Raw genomic sequence first — 17,753 nt, forward strand, 5'->3', positions numbered from 1 at the left:
AGTAAATGACCATTCAATGGTTTCCGGGTCATATGACCCGGGCGAAACGGCAAATACAGGACAAGCTCAAGCTCATCGATCTTGCCATCGAACTATTGGATGCTAGGGTTCCGCTTTCGAGCCGAAATCCGATGATTGAGGAAATTTTGAACGGAAAACCAAGGCTGATCGTGCTGAACAAATCCGATTTGGCCGATCCGAAGACGACGGAGCAGTGGATGGCGTATTTCCGTAACGAGGGTCACGAATCCATTGCAATTGATTCTTCGACGGGCACGCGCGTGAACGAGGTTCCACTCAAGGCAAAGCAAATATTGCATGAGAAGATTTCCCGTCAGATTGCCAAAGGCATTAATCCGCGAGCAATCCGCGGCCTTATTGTAGGCATTCCAAACGTAGGGAAGTCAACATTAATCAACAAGCTGGCAGGCCGTGCGATCGCTTTGACAGGTGACCGTCCAGGCGTAACGAAAGGCCAGCAATGGATTAAAGTAGGAACCGAGATGGAACTCTTGGATACACCAGGTATTTTGTGGCCAAAGTTCGAGGACGAGCTGGTCGGTTACCGTTTGGCAATGACCGGTGCAATCAGAGAGCAGATATTAAACGTGGATGACATTGCTTTTTTTGCGATGCGTGAGCTGATTGACCGCTACTGGCCGAATATGAAGGAACGTTACGAGCTCGAGACGCCTCCTAAGGACGTTACCGATTCCGACGAGATTGTAAGAGTGATGGAGGATATCGGCCGTCGCAGGGGCTGTTTGCTGAGCGGGGGGCGTGTCGATCTGGAGAAGACGTCAGGCATTATTTTGCGTGATTTGCGCTCAGGCAAGCTTGGACGCATTACGCTGGAGGCACCGCCGTACTGATGTGAAATGGGGGAACGTAACGTGCTGCAATATGAACAGTCGTTATGGAAAGAAGGATATCAAGCCATTGCCGGCGTGGATGAGGTTGGGCGAGGCTGTTTGTTTGGGGATGTAGTAGCTGCTGCGGTTATCTTGCCTCCGGGACTTGTGATTGAGGGAGTCAATGATTCGAAGAAGCTTTCCGAGAAAAAGCGGGACCAGCTTTATGCGACTATTTTGCAGGAGTGCGTGGCTTGGTCGGCTGCCCGTGTGGACGCGAAAACCATTGATCGGATCAATATTAAGCAGGCTGCAAGATTAGCCATGAAGATTGCCGTGGAATCCTTGGAAATTCCTTCTGATTATTTGCTGATTGATGCGGAGAAGGTAGATGTCGCTTTGCCTCAGCAATCCATTATCAAAGGCGATGCTACAAGCCAGTCCATTGCGGCGGCTTCTATTGTAGCCAAGGTTACGCGTGATCGTCTATGCGCGGCGGATTGGGAGGACGAATACCCTGCTTATGGCATTGCCATACACAAAGGGTATCCCACTAAGCTGCACAGAGAAAGATTGCTTGAGCATGGTCCCAGTGTTTTGCATCGCCGATCGTTTTTGGGCAAAATTTTTACGGAGGAGCAGTTGCAGCTCTACCAGACTCCTACCTGAGTGAGAAATAGATGAACGCTCGATTGATTGCGTGAGGCCAAGGAATGGCCTGGGCAATCAATCGAGCGTTTTTTATGCATATATATGACTTTAAATAGTAGCGTTCAAACTCATGGAATGTTGGATATTCTGTCCATACCGAGGACAGCGAAGCATTTCCTTCTTAAGGTTACACTTTTTAGCTCAAGTGGCTTCATGCTCGGCTCTGGTCAGCCGATATAAGGAATATAGGTTTAACGGAGCCGAGGGTGAAGCGGCTATCGCCGTCCACTGGCGGCGCAGGACTTCTCTTTTCGGGAGATATAGAGAAAGGAAGGCACAAGGGTACTTTCCTCTATTTGAACAAAAGTAACTAGTAAACGGATATGCGCTTGAGCTAAAGCTCGAAGATCGGCGCTCAGCAGCGGAGGCGGATAGAACAGATGAATATTAGTCAAATGATGCGAAGCTTCCTAGGCGAGGCGTCTAGTACGGATACTCGGGCTATGGAGCTTAAATCAGGTCAAGTCGTGCGTGGTGTAGTACTGCAGGTAATGGAAAATAATGAGGCACTCGTCCAGATCAACGGTGTTCAGGTGCGTGCGAAGCTGGAGCAGCCGATGCAGGTTGGCCAGTCCGCAATACTGCAGGTACAGCCGCAATCCAACGGTGCGCTCGTGGTACTTAAGCCAGTCGATCCAGGTCAGGTAGGATTACCGGACGACTCGTTCAAGGAGTGGGCCAAGCAGCTTGCGCTGCCTGAACAGAAATGGGCGGTTGAAATCGTGAAGGATTTACGCAAGGAAGGCGCGATATTAAATCGCGAGGTATCACAAGCATTTCAACAAGCCGCTGCTGCCATGCCGGCCGGGAGCGATGTGGAAGAGTGGATGAGAGCGGCAGCTGCGACGTACAAAAGAGGCTTGCCCATGACGGGCGGTACGGTTAGCGCGATGCAGCAGGTCATGTTTGGGCGCAGTGCCCACGAGTTGATCGGGACGCTGCAGCAGCAGTTGACATCACTGATTAGTTCAGTTGACCAAGACGGCGCTGTACCAGAAGCGACGAAGTCATTGCCTCAAGCTGCTGCGCGAGTGCAAGTGTTACTGGCAGAAGGCATGGAGCTGCTGCGCATTGCGGCTTCGGATGCTGATAATGCGAATGCAGAGAAAGCAGGAAGCAAGGAGGCTTCCGCTGTTAAAGTTCAACTGGTTCCGCCTACGCCGACGGTGAAAGCAGAGATTGTGCCTGGCAGCGCAGCCAATGCGCCTGCTGTGGAAGACGGGGCAGATGGGCAAACCATACAACAATCGGCTAAAACGGCAGCAAGCCAGCCCAATTGGCTAGGTCAAATGATGAAATGGATGGGCGTGGATCATGAACTGCAGCTAGCAAAAGCTTTTATAGGCGAAGCTGCACCTACTACGCCCGTTAGCACAGCTACAAATATTCAGGCAGCAGAAGCTGCGCCGAAGCCTGCTTCAGCAGCACAGGGGCAGGCTCTGCCGCAGCAGGCTAATTCAAGCATTGTGGAAGTGCCGGGGAAGGAGCCCCAGCAAGCGCCTGGGTTCACGCAAAGCAAGCCGGTGGAGAAGGATGACCATCAGCAGCTCTTACGTCACAATGATCAAAGGGCTGGAATAGAAAGGGTTGCCGCTGCTGTCATTTCTATGGTAGCAGATGATATTCGACTGGGCGATCCCGCTCTACCTTCACAACCAGCAGAATCGCTTAAGAGCGCTTTGCTTTCCCTAATCTCATCCGATCAGACACCAACGGCAATGAAGGAAACCGCACAGCAGCTTGTACAGCACATAACAGGACAGCAGCTGCTGTTGACGCCAGAGAGGAACAGCTCGGTGCTCACGCATGTCACGATGTTTATTCCGATTAACAGTCCTGACGGTCAGCAAACAGCCTCCGTCCATATTCAGACGAGACGCGGGCGCAAGGGAGAGCTGGATTCCTCTAATTGCAGACTTTTGTTTAATTTATCAATGAGCACGCTAGGCGATACGATGGTGGATGTTAATGTCATGGACAAGATTGTTAGCTTAAACCTATGGAACGACCATCCTGCCATTTCCATGCTTGCGGAAACCTCGCGTTCGGAAATTACCAGCAGTTTGGAGAAGGCAGGTTATCAACTGCTATCCCTGCGAACTACGCCGCTTCCAAAGGCCGGGGAGCAAGCATTGAGCGAAGCAGCTGCAAAAAGCAAGCCATTGCCTGAAATGTCAGCTTTTACGTCGAATCGCTACAAAGGGGTCGATTACCGAATATGAGCAATGAGCAGGCGGATTACCCGCCGCAATCCAAAATAAAAAAAGCAGTTGCTTTAAAATACGAACCAGGTGAGCGAACCGCGCCGGTCATGGTAGCCAAGGGAAAGGGGCAAATGGCTGAGCTTATCCTTGAAAGGGCGAAAGAGAACGGTATTCCTGTCCAAGAGGACTCTTCGCTTGTTGAAGTACTTTCCAAGCTGGACATTGATCAAGAAATACCGCCTGAGCTGTACACGCTTGTCGCCGAAATATTAAGTTTCGTATATCGCTCCGATCGGAAAGCGAGGGAACTTCGAGATGCATGAGGAGGATGGAACTCTTCGCGCTCCAGCGGTACCAAAGAAATTGGATGCCAGGAAGCAAACAGGCAGACTTGGAGAAGAAGCTGCGTGTCAGTATTTGGCAAATGCCGGTTATGCGGTCGTTACGTGCAATTGGCGGTGTCGGAGCGGCGAGATTGATATTATAGCGGAGTGCGACGGTAGATTGGTATTCGTAGAGGTTCGTACAAGAAGGGCGGGCGGGAGATTCGGGACAGCTGCAGAGTCCGTTGATCGACGTAAGCAGCAGAAAGTAAGAGATATCGCTCAAGTCTATCTGCGAAGTGTACATCGCCAAAATGCTTTAATCAGGTTCGATGTCATTGCCATAATGATTGATCGAACAGATGAAACCGTCATCGAATATAAGCATTATGAGGGTGCATTTTAAAAAAACCTATAAAAGAAGGCTTTCTTTGGGGCGGGGTACCTGCAAAGAAAGCCTTTTCGTTATACCATTAGGGTATTGATGCCGCGATATTGAATGGCTTCAGCGATATGGGCGGGTTTCACATCATCGCTTGCTTCCAGATCGGCAATCGTTCGCGCAAGCTTAAGCATTCGGTCATAAGCGCGCATGCTGATTCCAAGTGCCTCAAAAGCATTTTCGAGCAGTTCTGCACCTTCAGTCGTCAAATGTACGAAGTGGCGAAGTGCAGCACCTGTTAGGTTCCTTGATATCGAGAGGCCCTGCTTGGCATGACGCGCTTGCTGAAAGGCTCTCGCTTCGAGCACCAGTTGTCTCATTTGGGCCGAGTTAAGTGAAATGCCGTCTGTTGGTTGCTCCAATGAGATTGGTCGAGGCACCTCAAGCTGAAGATCGATGCGGTCCAGCAGCGGACCTGATATTTTGGAGCGATAGCGGCTGATGCTCGCCGCGCTGCATGTACAGCGTTTGTCACCATATTCATGGCCGTAATAGCCGCAGGGACAGGGATTGAAGGAAGCGGCTAACATGATGCTGGCCGGAAACTGGAAAACTGCCTTGGATCGGGAAATCGTAACGATACCATCCTCAAGCGGCTGGCGAAGGACCTCAAGCACTTGCCGCGGAAATTCGGGGAGCTCATCAAGGAAAAGCAGTCCGCGATGGGCAAGCGTGACTTCTCCTGGTTTAGGAATAGATCCTCCTCCGATCAAGCCGCCGGCAGAGATGGTATGATGAGGCGCACGGAACGGCGGCCTAGTCATTAGTCCTTGCGAGTTGCTTAGAAGCTTTCCTGCTACACTGTAAATTTTAGTTACTTCAAGCGCCTCTTGTTCATTTAATTGAGGCAATATGCCAGGAAGCCGGCGAATCATCATCGTCTTGCCGGTGCCCGGGGGACCGCTTAACAAAATATTATGGTTGCCGGCAGCGGCGATCAGCATGGCTCTCTTGGCCTGGTGCTGGCCGATGACGTCTCCATAGTCTCCGTTTTCGTCGTCATTATCGACAAATAAGCTGCTTATTTGCTTGGCAGAAGAAACGGATTGCCGGTCAACCCGGATATGATCCCAGCCGGTTAGTTTTTTCTTGTGCAAGTCCAGCTCGTTAAGATGATTTAACGTAAACAGTTCCATTTCGGATATCCAAATGGCCTCTTTTACGTTGTCAGCAGGCAGCAAAACACGCGTAAAACCTTGTTTTTTGGCTTGTTCAAGCATTGCGAGAACGCCGGGAACAGGGCGCACATTTCCATTTAACGATAGTTCTCCGAGAAGAAGCGTGTTCTCAAAGAGGAGCGGATGAATTTGGCCGCTGGCCGTCAGTATGCCAGCAGCGATGGCAAGATCAAAGGATGTGCCCTCCTTACGTAGATCAGCAGGCGCAAGATTTACGGTAATTCGGTCCATAGGAAACGTAAAACCGCTGTTTTTCAGGGCAGCTCGGACCCGCTCCACCGATTCTCGAACAGCAGGATCTGGTAATCCAACGATGCTCACTTGGGGAAGGCCGCTCGAAATATCAACCTCCACCGAAATTCCTTTGCCGTCCACGCCATAGACACTTGCGCTGTGTATCAAACTAAACATGACAAAAAGCACCCCCATGGTTTGTGAATGAAGGTGCTTCCTTACAATTCCGCTCATATGTATCATTTTGCCAATATCATAAGTGAGATTTCTTCTCTTTGTCAACGGAAAATTAAACGGGGTATAGAAATGGACTTTGGGCATACTAGATGGCGTAGTTCTGAACAGGGTAAAATAGAAGGTGTTTCCCCGCTTTTTTGCTTTGATCTCAATTTGAGATGAAACCCATATCAAAAAAGCCGTATTAATTATGTATGAAAATAAGGTAACGGATGTCGAAAGGTGCTACAATAATAGAGGTTTGTGTACATATGACTGATTTCAGTCTGTGAAATGGAGGATTTCAACAATGAATATCCATGAATATCAAGGGAAAGCGGTCCTTAAACAGTATGGTGTCGTCGTACCTGAAGGTAAAGTAGCCTTCACTGTAGACGAAGCTGTTGAAGCGGCTAAAGTGCTCGGAACAAAGGTTGTTGTCGTGAAAGCACAAATTCACGCTGGCGGCCGTGGTAAAGCGGGCGGAGTTAAAGTAGCAAAAAATCTTGATGAAGTGCGCGCTTATGCTAGTGAGATTCTAGGTAAAGTGCTTGTTACGCATCAAACAGGTCCAGAAGGCAAGGAAGTCAAACGACTTCTGATCGAAGAGGGCTGTGACATTAAGAAAGAATATTATATCGGCGTAGTATTAGACCGTGGTACGGGTCGCGTCGTTATGATGGCTTCGGAAGAGGGCGGCACTGAGATTGAAGAAGTTGCTGAACACTCCCCGGAGAAAATCATTAAGGAGATCGTTGATCCTGCTGTTGGCTTGCAAGCGTTCCAAGCGCGCAAACTAGCATATGCAATCAACATTCCTAATGAGCTTGTTAACAAAGCAGTTAAGTTCATGATTTCTCTTTACACCGCTTTTGTTGAGAAAGATGCTTCCATTGCAGAAATAAATCCGCTTGTTGTAACTGGCGACGGACAAGTTATTGCTCTTGATGCTAAATTGAACTTCGACTCAAACGCTCTTTATCGTCACAAAGATATCGTTGAGCTTCGCGATTTGGAAGAAGAAGACGCGAAAGAAATTGAAGCGTCCAAATACGACCTTAGCTACATCGCTCTTGACGGCAACATTGGTTGCTTGGTCAACGGTGCAGGCCTAGCGATGGCAACAATGGATATTATCAAATATTACGGCGGCGACCCTGCCAACTTCCTAGACGTAGGGGGCGGTGCTACAGCTGAGAAGGTAACAGAAGCGTTCAAAATCATTTTGTCTGATGAAAAAGTTAAAGGTATTTTCGTTAACATTTTCGGCGGCATTATGCGTTGTGACGTAATTGCAAATGGCGTTGTCGAAGCAGCGAAGCAAGTCGGTCTTGACCGTCCGCTCGTTGTTCGTTTAGAAGGTACTAACGTAGACCTCGGCAAAACTATTTTGAAAGAATCGGGATTGAACATCGTGGCTGCGGATTCCATGGCGGACGGCGCGCAGAAGATTGTCGCTCTCGTGAAATAAGATAACTTGCTGTGTGGCTGCATGCCGCATACGAATTCATTCAGGGGATGTGAGTTAAGAGTGAGCATTTTGGTTAATAAAGATACAAAAGTCATTACCCAAGGTATTACAGGAGCAACTGGCTTGTTCCATACCAAAGGCGGATTGGAATACGGTACGCAAATGGTCGGCGGCGTAACACCTGGTAAAGGTGGCACAAACGTTGATATTACACTTGATAACGGCACGCTCGTATCATTGCCTGTTTTCAATACAGTTGCACAAGCGAAAGCGGCTACTGGCGCTAACGCTTCGGTTATCTATGTACCGCCTGCATTTGCTGCAGATGCGATCATGGAAGCCGTGGACGCCGAGCTTGATCTGGTTATCTGTATCACCGAAGGTATTCCAGTGCTCGATATGGTTAAAGTTAAACGTTACATGGACGGAAGCAAAACGGTTCTAATCGGACCGAACTGCCCAGGTGTTATTACGCCGGATGAGTGCAAAATCGGCATTATGCCAGGTTACATTCATACTGCTGGCCACGTTGGCGTTATCTCCCGCTCCGGAACTCTGACTTATGAAGCGGTTCATCAATTGACGACTCGCGGCATCGGTCAATCTTCCGCAGTAGGCATCGGCGGCGACCCGGTTAAAGGTTCCGAGTTCATCGATATCCTGAATCTTTTCAATGAAGATCCGGATACCTATGCGGTAATCATGATCGGCGAAATCGGCGGTACGGCTGAGGAAGAAGCGGCTGAGTGGATTAAAGCGAACATGAAAAAGCCGGTTGTTGGCTTCATTGGCGGCGCAACAGCGCCTCCAGGCAAACGGATGGGACATGCAGGCGCAATCATTTCTGGAGGTAAAGGAACAGCTGCTGAAAAAATTGCAACGCTTGAAGCTTGCGGCATTAAAGTAGCTCCAACGCCATCGGAAATGGGTTCAACGCTTGTTAGCGTTCTAGAAGAGCAAGGCCTGCTTGAAAAATGCATTACGCGCAAATAATCAAATAGATACATGTAAGGTAAGCAACCTTTCAACGACCCGATCACGGGAGTTGAAAGGTTGCTTTTTTATTTGTCTGCTGCCATTATTTTATCGGTTGACTTGCAATCTTATGCTGTGTAACGCACAATAGATAAGAATGCAGGCCAACCCGATCATAGAAAGGGTTGGACGAGGATGGAACAAAACAAGGTGATTCGCAAGCAAATGATCATTGCTTTACATGAAATTCCCGGCATTGGATGGCATGCCATCCAGAAAGCTGTCAAGCATCAAATTTGGAATAAACCATTATGGAGTGTCGAAGATTTACTTGCGATCGGCTTGCACCGAGGCCAAGCCAAAGCGGCAGCGGAGCGTTATGCGGAGCAATCCTGGATGTTGATCAAAGATCCGTCTGAAGCGGTTGCTAGGGCGAATGCAGTTGTATTAACGCCATTTGATTCCGATTATCCTAACATTTTAAGGGAAATTGCACAGCCTCCTTGGGTTTTGTATGCAAGGGGACGCCTTGAGCTGCTGAAGCGCCCCGCCGTCGCAGTTGTTGGCACAAGAGTGCCGACGGCTTATGGCAGGCATTCGGCAACAACATTGGCCCAGGAATTGTCTGCGGCAGGCCTGACAGTCGTCAGCGGATTAGCACGCGGCGTGGACAGTAAAGCTCATGAAGCGGCACTGCGCGGTGAAGGTTCAACGATAGCAGTCCTTCCCACACCTATTGATAAGTGTTATCCGCCTGAGAATCTATCTTTATTTCAAAGAATTTCAGAGCAGGGCTTGCTGGTTTCTGAGACGCCGATTGGAACGCCGCTTCATCCAGGACAGTTTCCCCAGCGCAATCGCATTATCGCGGCTTTGTCGGTCGGAACCGTTGTTGTGGAAGGAGCGACGAAAAGCGGCTCTCTTATTACAGCGCAGCATGCGTCGGATATGTCACGTGAGCTGTTTGCAATACCAGGTCCTATTACATCGCCGAAGAGCGAGGGGCCAAACGAGCTGATTAAACGCGGCGAAGCGAAGCTGATCTATGGCGTAAAGGACATCATAGACGAACTTCACTGGCTGCCGGCGGCATTAAAAGCTTACAAAGAAGCAGGAATGACAGGCGGTGCCAAGCAGGAACAGGAAGAGGAGCAGTTGCTTCCGGAAGAGCGGAAACTGATCGCTTTTTTGCAGGATCAGCCCTTATCCATTAATGAGCTGCATGAGCTCTCGGCCATCCCGTTTGGACATTTGAACTCACTTCTGCTAAATTTATGTATAAAACGCAAAATAGAATTGCAGCACGGGTCAATATATATTGCTTTATAGCTTGCAATGGAGAGAGGAGGCGCCTTACATGGCAGATTCTTTAGTTATCGTCGAATCACCCGCAAAAGCCAAGACGATTGGGAAATATCTAGGCAGCAAATATATCGTTAAAGCTTCCATGGGACATATTCGCGATTTGCCCAAAAGCCAGATCGGCGTCGAGGTTGAAAATGATTTTAATCCAAAGTATATAACCATACGCGGCAAAGGCAGCGTCCTCAAGGAATTAAAGGATGCCAGCAAAAAAGTGAAACATGTCTTTCTGGCGGCCGATCCGGATCGCGAAGGAGAAGCAATCGCATGGCACTTGGCCCATTACCTGGAGCTGGATGAGACAGACACCTGCCGCGTCGTATTTAATGAAATAACGAAGCAAGCCGTTAAAGATGCCTTTAAGACACCGCGCAAAATTAATATGGATCTAGTGAATGCGCAGCAGGCAAGACGGATATTGGATCGGTTGGTTGGTTATAAGATCAGCCCGCTTCTATGGAAGAAAGTCAAAAAGGGATTGTCCGCAGGTAGGGTGCAATCGGTTGCAGTCAAGCTGATTATTGATCGCGAAAATGAAATCGATGCTTTCGTTCCGGAAGAATATTGGTCCATAACAGCGAAGCTGAGCCATTCGGGCATTCCGTTCGATGCCAAATATTATTCCGTGAACGGCGATAAGCGAGAGCTAGGCAAGGAAGCGGACGTAGAGGAAGTTCTTGCCGCAATGAAGGGCAGCCAGTTCACCGTCTCTGAGGTGAGAGAGAAGGAGCGTCTGCGCAATCCGGCGCCGCCGTTCATTACAAGCTCACTTCAACAGGAGGCGGCAAGGAAGCTTGGTTTCCGAGCTTCTAAGACGATGTCCGTTGCACAGCAACTGTATGAAGGCGTTGAGCTCGGCAAAGAGGGCACGGTTGGTTTAATTACCTATATGAGAACCGACTCTACTCGGATTTCTCCGATTGCCCAGGAAGAAGCAAAAGAATACATTACCGAAAAATATGGTGCATCTTACGTTCCAGAGCAGCCACGCGTTTATACGAAAAAAAACAGCAATGCGCAGGATGCGCATGAAGCGATCCGTCCAACTTCGATATTGCGGGATCCCGAATCGATGAAACCGTTTGTAAGCCGTGATCAGCTAAGGCTATACAAGCTGATTTGGGAGCGTTTTGTATCGAGCCAAATGCAGTCTGCCGTGCTTGATACCATGACAGTGGATTTGCAAGCCGGAGATACCGTCTTTCGGGCAACGGGCTCAAAAGTGAAATTTGCCGGTTTTATGAAGGTGTACGTAGAAGGTAATGATGATGGAACCGTAGAAGAGCATAAGTTCTTGCCGCCACTTGCTTCTGGGGATGAGATCCAATCGGAATCGGTTGATCCGAAGCAGCACTTCACGCAGCCCCCGCCAAGGTTCACGGAGGCAAGGCTCGTCAAGACGCTTGAAGAGCTTGGCATAGGACGTCCGAGTACGTATGCGCCAACGCTGGAGACGATCCAGAAACGTGGATATATCGCCATGGAAGAGAAAAAATTCATGCCGACGGAGCTTGGCGATTTGGTCATTCAACTTATGGAGGAATTTTTCCCTGAAATTTTGGATGCAGAATTTACCGCCAACATGGAAGGCAACCTCGACCATGTCGAAGAAGGAACAGAGGATTGGGTTAAGGTTCTTGCGAATTTTTATGAATCCTTCGAGAAGCGGCTAGAGGTAGCTGAAGATGAAATGAAGGAAATCGAAATCCAAGATGAGGTATCTGACGAGATATGCGAGAAATGCGGACGTCATTTGGTATACAAGATGGGGCGGTTCGGTAAATTCCTTGCATGCTCAGGCTTTCCAGAATGCCGTAATACGAAGCCGATCGTCAAGGATATAGGTGTAACCTGTCCGAAGTGCGCAGAGGGCAAAATCATCGAACGGCGCAGTAAGAAGGGACGCATCTTCTACGGCTGTGATCAATATCCGGGCTGTGATTATGTTTCATGGGACAAACCGACCAGCAAGCCGTGTCCGAATTGTGATTCCAAGCTCGTCGAAAAACGCAACCGAAGCGGCGCCAAGCTGCTTTGCCCAACCTGTGACTACTCCGAAGAGGTTGTGGATGAAGACGAGCAAGGTACCGATACGGATTAAGCTGCTTCTGAGTTCCAATCGCTTATCATCGCTGTTGTAAGCTGACCGATGAATGAATCAAATGAAAACAACATCACCCGTCCTCCCTCCACCCAGGGAGGACACCGTTGTTAAACGGGCCATTAAACCATGAAGATGTCCTTCATTATGGATACATTATTCGTGATTGAATTCATGCAAATGACGTTTTATACACAAACCTTTTACAGGTGCAATTTTGATTTTTATAGATTTCAAATATACAATATAAAATTATAGTAAAACCTCTTTAGAAATTAGATAATTCAAAAAACATTGATAATTCAACTGGTTTGGAAAATGCTTTGAGGCTAGAATGAAGCCCTCGAGGTGAACTGGCTGCACTATATCTGAAAGGATTGAAACTATTTTGTCACAACCACAAAAAGTAACCGTCATCGGAGCAGGGCTCGCAGGAAGCGAGGCTGCCTGGCAAATTGCCTCACAAGGAGTACCAGTCGTTTTATACGAAATGCGTCCGGTAACGAAAACGCCGGCTCATCATACCAATCAATTCGCAGAGTTAGTCTGCAGCAACAGCCTGAGAGCAAATGGCCTTGCCAATGCGGTAGGCGTACTGAAAGAAGAAATGCGCCAGCTGGACTCCCTTATTCTAAGTTGTGCCGACCAACATGCCGTACCTGCTGGCGGAGCCCTTGCCGTTGACCGTGACGGTTTCTCGGGAGAAGTTACACGGAGACTGCATGACCATCCGCTTGTAGAGGTACGTAATGAGGAAGTAACAGAGATCCCTACGGATGGCATCGTAGTCATTGCAACTGGTCCCTTGACGGCTCCAGGCCTCTCTTCTCAAATTCAAGAGCTGCTGGGTGAGGAATATTTTTATTTTTATGATGCAGCCGCGCCTATCGTCGAGAAAGATTCAATCGATATGAATAAGGTTTATTTGGCTTCCCGTTATGATAAAGGAGAGGCTGCGTATCTTAACTGTCCGATGACGGAAGAAGAATTTGAAATTTTTCATGAAGCGCTGACGACGGCGGAGAAAGCAGAAGTAAAGGATTTTGAGAAAGAAGTGTATTTCGAGGGTTGCATGCCAATCGAAATTATGGCAAGCCGAGGCAAGCAAACCGTGCTGTTCGGGCCTATGAAGCCAGTAGGGCTTATCAACCCGCACACAGGCAAGCTTCCGCACGCGGTTATTCAGCTTAGACAGGACAATGCCGCAGGCACATTATATAATCTGGTCGGCTTCCAGACCCATTTGAAATGGGGAGAACAGAAGCGGGTATTCTCATTGATCCCTGGTTTGGAAAATGCGGAATTCGTAAGATTCGGCGTGATGCACCGCAATACATTTATTAATTCCCCGCGTCTGCTTAAGCCGACGTATCAACTGAAAAACCGCGAAACCTTGTTTTTTGCAGGCCAAATGACAGGCGTAGAAGGCTACGTGGAATCGGCTGCTTCCGGGTTGATTGCCGGGATGAACGCGGCGCGCCTAGCTCTAGGATTGGAACCGGTGGTTCTGCCTGAGCATACGACGCTTGGAAGCATGGCTAATTATATTACGACCGCCGATTTCAAGCACTTTCAACCGATGAATGCCAATTTCGGCCTGTTTCCGCCCCTCGAGAAACGGATGAAAAGCAAAAAAGAAAAAAATGAAATGATTGCAAACCGTGCATTGGAAGGCATTGAGCAATTTAAACGGGAACATTTGCAGTAGGCTTTCGTAAAGATAGGATGGCAACCGATTTAAATCTGGAACCTTGAGGAGGCAAAGCAATGGATATGCAATTTCATGCAACGACGATTTGCGCTGTTCGGCACGAAGGGAAAGGTGCGATTGCTGGTGACGGGCAGGTCACTTTCGGAAATAGCATGGTCATGAAAAATACGGCAAAAAAAGTAAGAAGGCTTTACCGAGGGCAAGTTATCGCAGGTTTTGCAGGATCGGTAGCGGATGCGATCACGTTGTTTGAGAAATTTGAAGCGAAGCTTGAGGAGCATCATGGCAACTTGCAGCGCTCTGCTGTGGAACTAGCCAAGGAATGGCGATCGGACCGAGTATTGCGTAGGTTGGAAGCTATGATGCTGGTAATGGACAAAACAGGCTTGCTGCTCATTTCCGGAAATGGCGAAATTATTGAGCCGGATGACGGTATTTTGGCGATCGGTTCGGGTGGAAGCTTCGCGCTTTCGGCAGCAAGAGCGCTGCAGCGCCATGCGCCTCAGCTGGAAGCCAAAGATATAGCACGTTCTTCCCTTGAGATAGCGGCAGAAATTTGCGTATTTACTAATCATAATATTATCGTCGAAGAGATCGAATAGCGGTTACTTTAAAGACAAGACCAAGCTTCGGTAAGTCATAATAAAGAATAGATATCGGAGGGATTTTATAATGGGAAATGATGCACTGACTCCTCGTCAGATTGTGGCTGAGCTAGATAAGTATATCGTTGGACAAAAGCCTGCAAAACGTTCGGTAGCTATAGCGCTTCGCAATCGTTACCGCAGAAGTTTGCTGGATGAAACGCTGCGCGATGAAATCGTTCCGAAAAATATTTTAATGATTGGACCTACCGGTGTCGGTAAAACGGAAATTGCCCGCCGTCTGGCGAAGCTAGTGAAAGCGCCCTTCGTGAAGCTTGAGGCGACTAAATTCACTGAAGTCGGTTATGTCGGCCGGGATGTGGAGTCGATGGTCCGTGATCTTGTTGAGACCGCGATCCGAATGGTGAAGACGGAGAAAACGGAAAAGGTCAAAGATAAAGCGGAACTACTCGCCAATGAACGTATCGTCTCGCTGCTAGCACCATCGGCCACCAAAACGAAATCTTCAAAAAACCCGTTTGAAATGCTTTTTGGCAATCAACAGCAATCCGAGGAAACGAAGGATGAGCCTGAGGTTGAAAATGCGCTTGCTCATAAGCGCTCCCAAATTAAAGAGCAGCTGGCCGCGGGCAAGCTTGAAAATGAAGTGATCGAAATCGAGGTAGAGGATACCACTCCCAACATGATGGATATGCTATCCGGTCAAGGACCTGAAGGCATGGGAATGAATATGCAGGAACTATTTGGTCAACTGATGCCCAAAAAACCAAAGAAGCGCAAGCTGCCGGTTAAAGAAGCACGTAAAGTGCTTACACTTGAAGAAGCAAATAAATTAATCGATATGGACGACGTGATTTCGGAATCGGTCGCGCGTGCGGAGCAGTCCGGCATTATTTTCATAGATGAGATTGATAAAATCGCAAGTCCTTCTCGCGGCTCGGGCCCTGATGTATCGAGAGAAGGGGTTCAGCGTGATATTTTGCCTATCGTCGAAGGTTCCACGGTCATGACCAAGTATGGTCCGGTTAAAACGGATTATGTTTTGTTTATAGCTGCGGGTGCTTTCCATGTGGCGAAGCCGTCGGATTTGATTCCGGAGCTGCAAGGAAGATTCCCGATCCGTGTCGAATTGACAAGCCTCAGCTTAGAGGACTTCGTCAGTATTTTGAAGGAACCCAAAAATGCACTGACAAAGCAATACGCAGCGCTTCTTGAAACCGAAGGCATCCAGATTGAATTTTCAGACGACGCGATTCATGAACTCGCTTCTATAGCGGCCGATGTCAACCGCAATACTGAAAATATCGGGGCTAGAAGGCTTCATACGATACTTGAGAAGCTGCTGGAGGATTTATCGTTTGAAGCGCCAGAGCTCTCGCTCGACAAGATGACGATCACTCCGGAATACGTAAGGGAAAAGCTGGGAAGCATTGCGCAAAATCGTGATTTGAGTCAATATATACTGTAGTTGGTATGAGTTTTGGGAGGCATTGAAATGAGTTTATTAACAAAAACAAGAACGCTGAATCGGCTGCTGCAGCGGGCTGCAGGCAAGGCGCTTAGCTTCAGGGAAATGGCGGAGGTGCTTTGCACGACGATACAGACAAATGTATTCGTTGTCAGTCGCAAAGGCAAAATTCTCGGTTGTTCGGCGGTAGATCCTTACGACCATGATTTTATGAGATCCTTATCCGCAGATGAGCTTCGTTTTCCGCAAACGAGCAACATCCGGTTTCTTGATATGCAAGAATCGATGACGAATGTAAAACCAGATCAAGGGATTTATGATACCTTTCCAAGGCTAGGAGATCAGGAGATCATGACGGTGGTGCCTATTATTGGCGGGGGAGATCGTTTGGGCACTCTGGTCTTAACCCGCTTGTCCGGAGCATTTGACGATGATGATCTTATTTTGGCCGAATACGGTTCAACGATCGTAGGGATGGAAATTTTACGCGAGCGTACCGAGGAGATTGAGCAAGAGGTCCGCAGCAGGGCGGTAGTATCCGTTGCTGTCGGTTCATTGTCATTTAGCGAGCTTGAAGCTGTTGAGCACATTTTTGAAGAGCTGAATGGAAAAGAGGGCTTGCTGGTTGCTTCGAAAATTGCGGATCGCGTAGGCATCACTCGCTCCGTAATTGTTAACGCATTGCGTAAGCTTGAGAGCGCAGGCGTTATCGAAACAAGATCGTTAGGGATGAAAGGCACATACATTAAAATATTAAATCACCAGCTTTTGCAAGAATTAGATAAGATTAAGTCTTAATTATAGGACGTTTATACCATGTTTGCCCTATCTTGTTTCAAAGATAGGGCTTTTTTCTTATTGTAATAATTTAGGAATTTGTTGAATATTATCATGTCGGCAAAAACCGACAATTGAATCTCATTTTTTTAATTTTTACTGTCGAACAAAGAAGGAATGAGCAGTAATCTGTTGAATACGTTAAGAAGATCTTCCAAGTGAAAGTGGTGAAACTACGTGAATTTGTTGAATGGCGCATCATTTCAGAGGATGGAAGGCGCGCTTCAGGCAGCCGAAATGCGGCAACGCGTCATTTCTAACAATGTGGCAAACGGTGATACGCCGCATTTCAAACGGTCTGAGGTTCTGTTTGAGGAATTATTGGAGCAATCAATGGGAAATGAGCAAGGGAAATTATATTTAAAACGAACCTATCAGAAGCACATTCCGATCGGCTCGGCATCGTCTACTATTCCTTTACCCAAACTTATTACCGATGAAACAACCGCGATGAACAATAATGAAAATAATGTTGATATCGATCGCGAAATGTCGTTGCTCGCAAAAAACCAATTAAGCTATAACCTTTATGTACAGCAAATTAATCATGAGGTGGGCATGATGCGCACAGCGATCGGAGGAAGAGCTTAACGATGAAGTTGTCGACAGGATTTGATATCAGTGCTTCTGCCTTATCTGCACAGCGCTTGCGAATGGATGTTATTTCATCCAATATAGCCAATGCAGAAACAACTCGCGGAAGTTTTGTAAACGGGCAGTTCCAGCCATATAAACGTAAAGTAGTTGTCATGGAGCCCCTGCAGCAGTCGTTTTCCAGCGTGCTCTCTCAGCAAATGAATGGAAATTCGGCTGCACAGGGAGTTAAGGTAACAAGCATTAAAGAAGATCAGTCGCCGAACAAGCTTGTCTATAATCCAACGCATCCTGATGCAGACGTGAATGGCTATGTCAATATGCCAAATGTCGATGTTACGAAAGAAATGGTGGATATGATTGGGGCTACTCGCTCATATGAAGCTAACGTAACGGCGTTGAATGCCACGAAGTCCATGTTTGTAAAGGCGCTTGAAATTGGTAAATAAGGTTACATATACGATTTGTAG

At 48.0% G+C, this 17,753-nt stretch carries 16 protein-coding genes; 15 read left to right on the plus strand and 1 reads right to left on the minus strand.

What is annotated here, in order from left to right; genetic code table 11:
* The first annotated feature begins 5 nt into the window (after positions 1–5).
* From ylqF to FJQ58_RS27505, 5 genes are all read left to right on the plus strand, one after another.
* Complete coding sequence (gene ylqF, locus FJQ58_RS27485; protein WP_139998312.1) at positions 6–872, plus strand: ribosome biogenesis GTPase YlqF; 867 nt, start codon at positions 6–8, stop codon at positions 870–872.
* A 21-nt stretch (positions 873–893) separates the two neighbouring features.
* Complete coding sequence (locus FJQ58_RS27490; RefSeq protein WP_238404367.1) at positions 894–1,520, plus strand: ribonuclease HII; 627 nt, start codon at positions 894–896, stop codon at positions 1,518–1,520.
* 422 nt (positions 1,521–1,942) lie between these two features.
* On the plus strand, positions 1,943–3,784 hold the full coding sequence (locus FJQ58_RS27495) for a hypothetical protein (RefSeq protein ID WP_139998314.1): 1,842 nt from the start codon (positions 1,943–1,945) through the stop codon (positions 3,782–3,784).
* Positions 3,781–4,089: an EscU/YscU/HrcU family type III secretion system export apparatus switch protein gene (locus FJQ58_RS27500; protein ID WP_139998315.1), complete on the plus strand. Its 309-nt coding sequence runs from the start codon at positions 3,781–3,783 to the stop codon at positions 4,087–4,089. Before FJQ58_RS27495 ends, FJQ58_RS27500 begins: the two co-directional genes overlap by 4 nt.
* On the plus strand, positions 4,082–4,495 hold the full coding sequence (locus FJQ58_RS27505; protein WP_139998316.1) for a YraN family protein: 414 nt from the start codon (positions 4,082–4,084) through the stop codon (positions 4,493–4,495). Before FJQ58_RS27500 ends, FJQ58_RS27505 begins: the two co-directional genes overlap by 8 nt.
* Before the next feature lie 59 nt (positions 4,496–4,554).
* On the opposite strand, the gene FJQ58_RS27510 is transcribed toward FJQ58_RS27505, so the two are convergent.
* A complete protein-coding gene (locus FJQ58_RS27510) occupies positions 4,555–6,120 on the minus strand; it encodes a YifB family Mg chelatase-like AAA ATPase (protein ID WP_139998317.1) in 1,566 nt (521 codons plus the stop codon).
* A gap of 349 nt (positions 6,121–6,469) precedes the next feature.
* Between FJQ58_RS27510 and sucC the strand changes: the two genes are divergently transcribed.
* The 10 genes from sucC to flgC all read left to right on the plus strand — a co-directional run bounded on the left by sucC (position 6,470) and on the right by flgC (position 17,732).
* On the plus strand, positions 6,470–7,630 hold the full coding sequence (gene sucC / locus FJQ58_RS27515; RefSeq protein WP_139998318.1) for an ADP-forming succinate--CoA ligase subunit beta: 1,161 nt from the start codon (positions 6,470–6,472) through the stop codon (positions 7,628–7,630).
* Positions 7,631–7,690: 60 nt separating this feature from the next.
* Positions 7,691–8,623: a succinate--CoA ligase subunit alpha gene (gene sucD, locus FJQ58_RS27520; RefSeq protein WP_053375706.1), complete on the plus strand. Its 933-nt coding sequence runs from the start codon at positions 7,691–7,693 to the stop codon at positions 8,621–8,623.
* Positions 8,624–8,800: 177 nt separating this feature from the next.
* Entirely contained in the window at positions 8,801–9,934 is a 1,134-nt protein-coding gene (gene dprA, locus FJQ58_RS27525) for a DNA-processing protein DprA (protein WP_139998319.1), read from the plus strand.
* 28 nt (positions 9,935–9,962) lie between these two features.
* Positions 9,963–12,068 carry a type I DNA topoisomerase gene (gene topA / locus FJQ58_RS27530; protein WP_139998321.1) on the plus strand — a complete coding sequence of 702 codons (2,106 nt, stop codon included), beginning with the start codon at positions 9,963–9,965 and terminating at the stop codon, positions 12,066–12,068.
* A 388-nt stretch (positions 12,069–12,456) separates the two neighbouring features.
* Positions 12,457–13,776, plus strand: coding sequence for an FADH(2)-oxidizing methylenetetrahydrofolate--tRNA-(uracil(54)-C(5))-methyltransferase TrmFO (trmFO, locus tag FJQ58_RS27535; protein ID WP_139998323.1), 1,320 nt, complete (start codon positions 12,457–12,459; stop codon positions 13,774–13,776).
* A gap of 59 nt (positions 13,777–13,835) precedes the next feature.
* Positions 13,836–14,381, plus strand: coding sequence for an ATP-dependent protease subunit HslV (gene hslV / locus FJQ58_RS27540; protein ID WP_139998325.1), 546 nt, complete (start codon positions 13,836–13,838; stop codon positions 14,379–14,381).
* A 70-nt stretch (positions 14,382–14,451) separates the two neighbouring features.
* Entirely contained in the window at positions 14,452–15,852 is a 1,401-nt protein-coding gene (hslU, locus tag FJQ58_RS27545; RefSeq protein WP_139998327.1) for an ATP-dependent protease ATPase subunit HslU, read from the plus strand.
* A gap of 27 nt (positions 15,853–15,879) precedes the next feature.
* A complete protein-coding gene (gene codY / locus FJQ58_RS27550) occupies positions 15,880–16,650 on the plus strand; it encodes a GTP-sensing pleiotropic transcriptional regulator CodY (protein WP_139998329.1) in 771 nt (256 codons plus the stop codon).
* A gap of 216 nt (positions 16,651–16,866) precedes the next feature.
* Positions 16,867–17,280, plus strand: a complete 414-nt coding sequence (flgB, locus tag FJQ58_RS27555; protein ID WP_139998331.1) for a flagellar basal body rod protein FlgB — start codon at positions 16,867–16,869, stop codon at positions 17,278–17,280.
* A 2-nt stretch (positions 17,281–17,282) separates the two neighbouring features.
* Positions 17,283–17,732, plus strand: coding sequence for a flagellar basal body rod protein FlgC (flgC, locus tag FJQ58_RS27560; protein ID WP_139998333.1), 450 nt, complete (start codon positions 17,283–17,285; stop codon positions 17,730–17,732).
* The last annotated feature ends 21 nt before the right edge of the window (positions 17,733–17,753 follow it).

The sequence above is a fragment of the Paenibacillus paridis genome, from assembly GCF_006345825.1.
Lineage (GTDB): Bacteria > Bacillota > Bacilli > Paenibacillales > Paenibacillaceae > Pristimantibacillus > Pristimantibacillus paridis.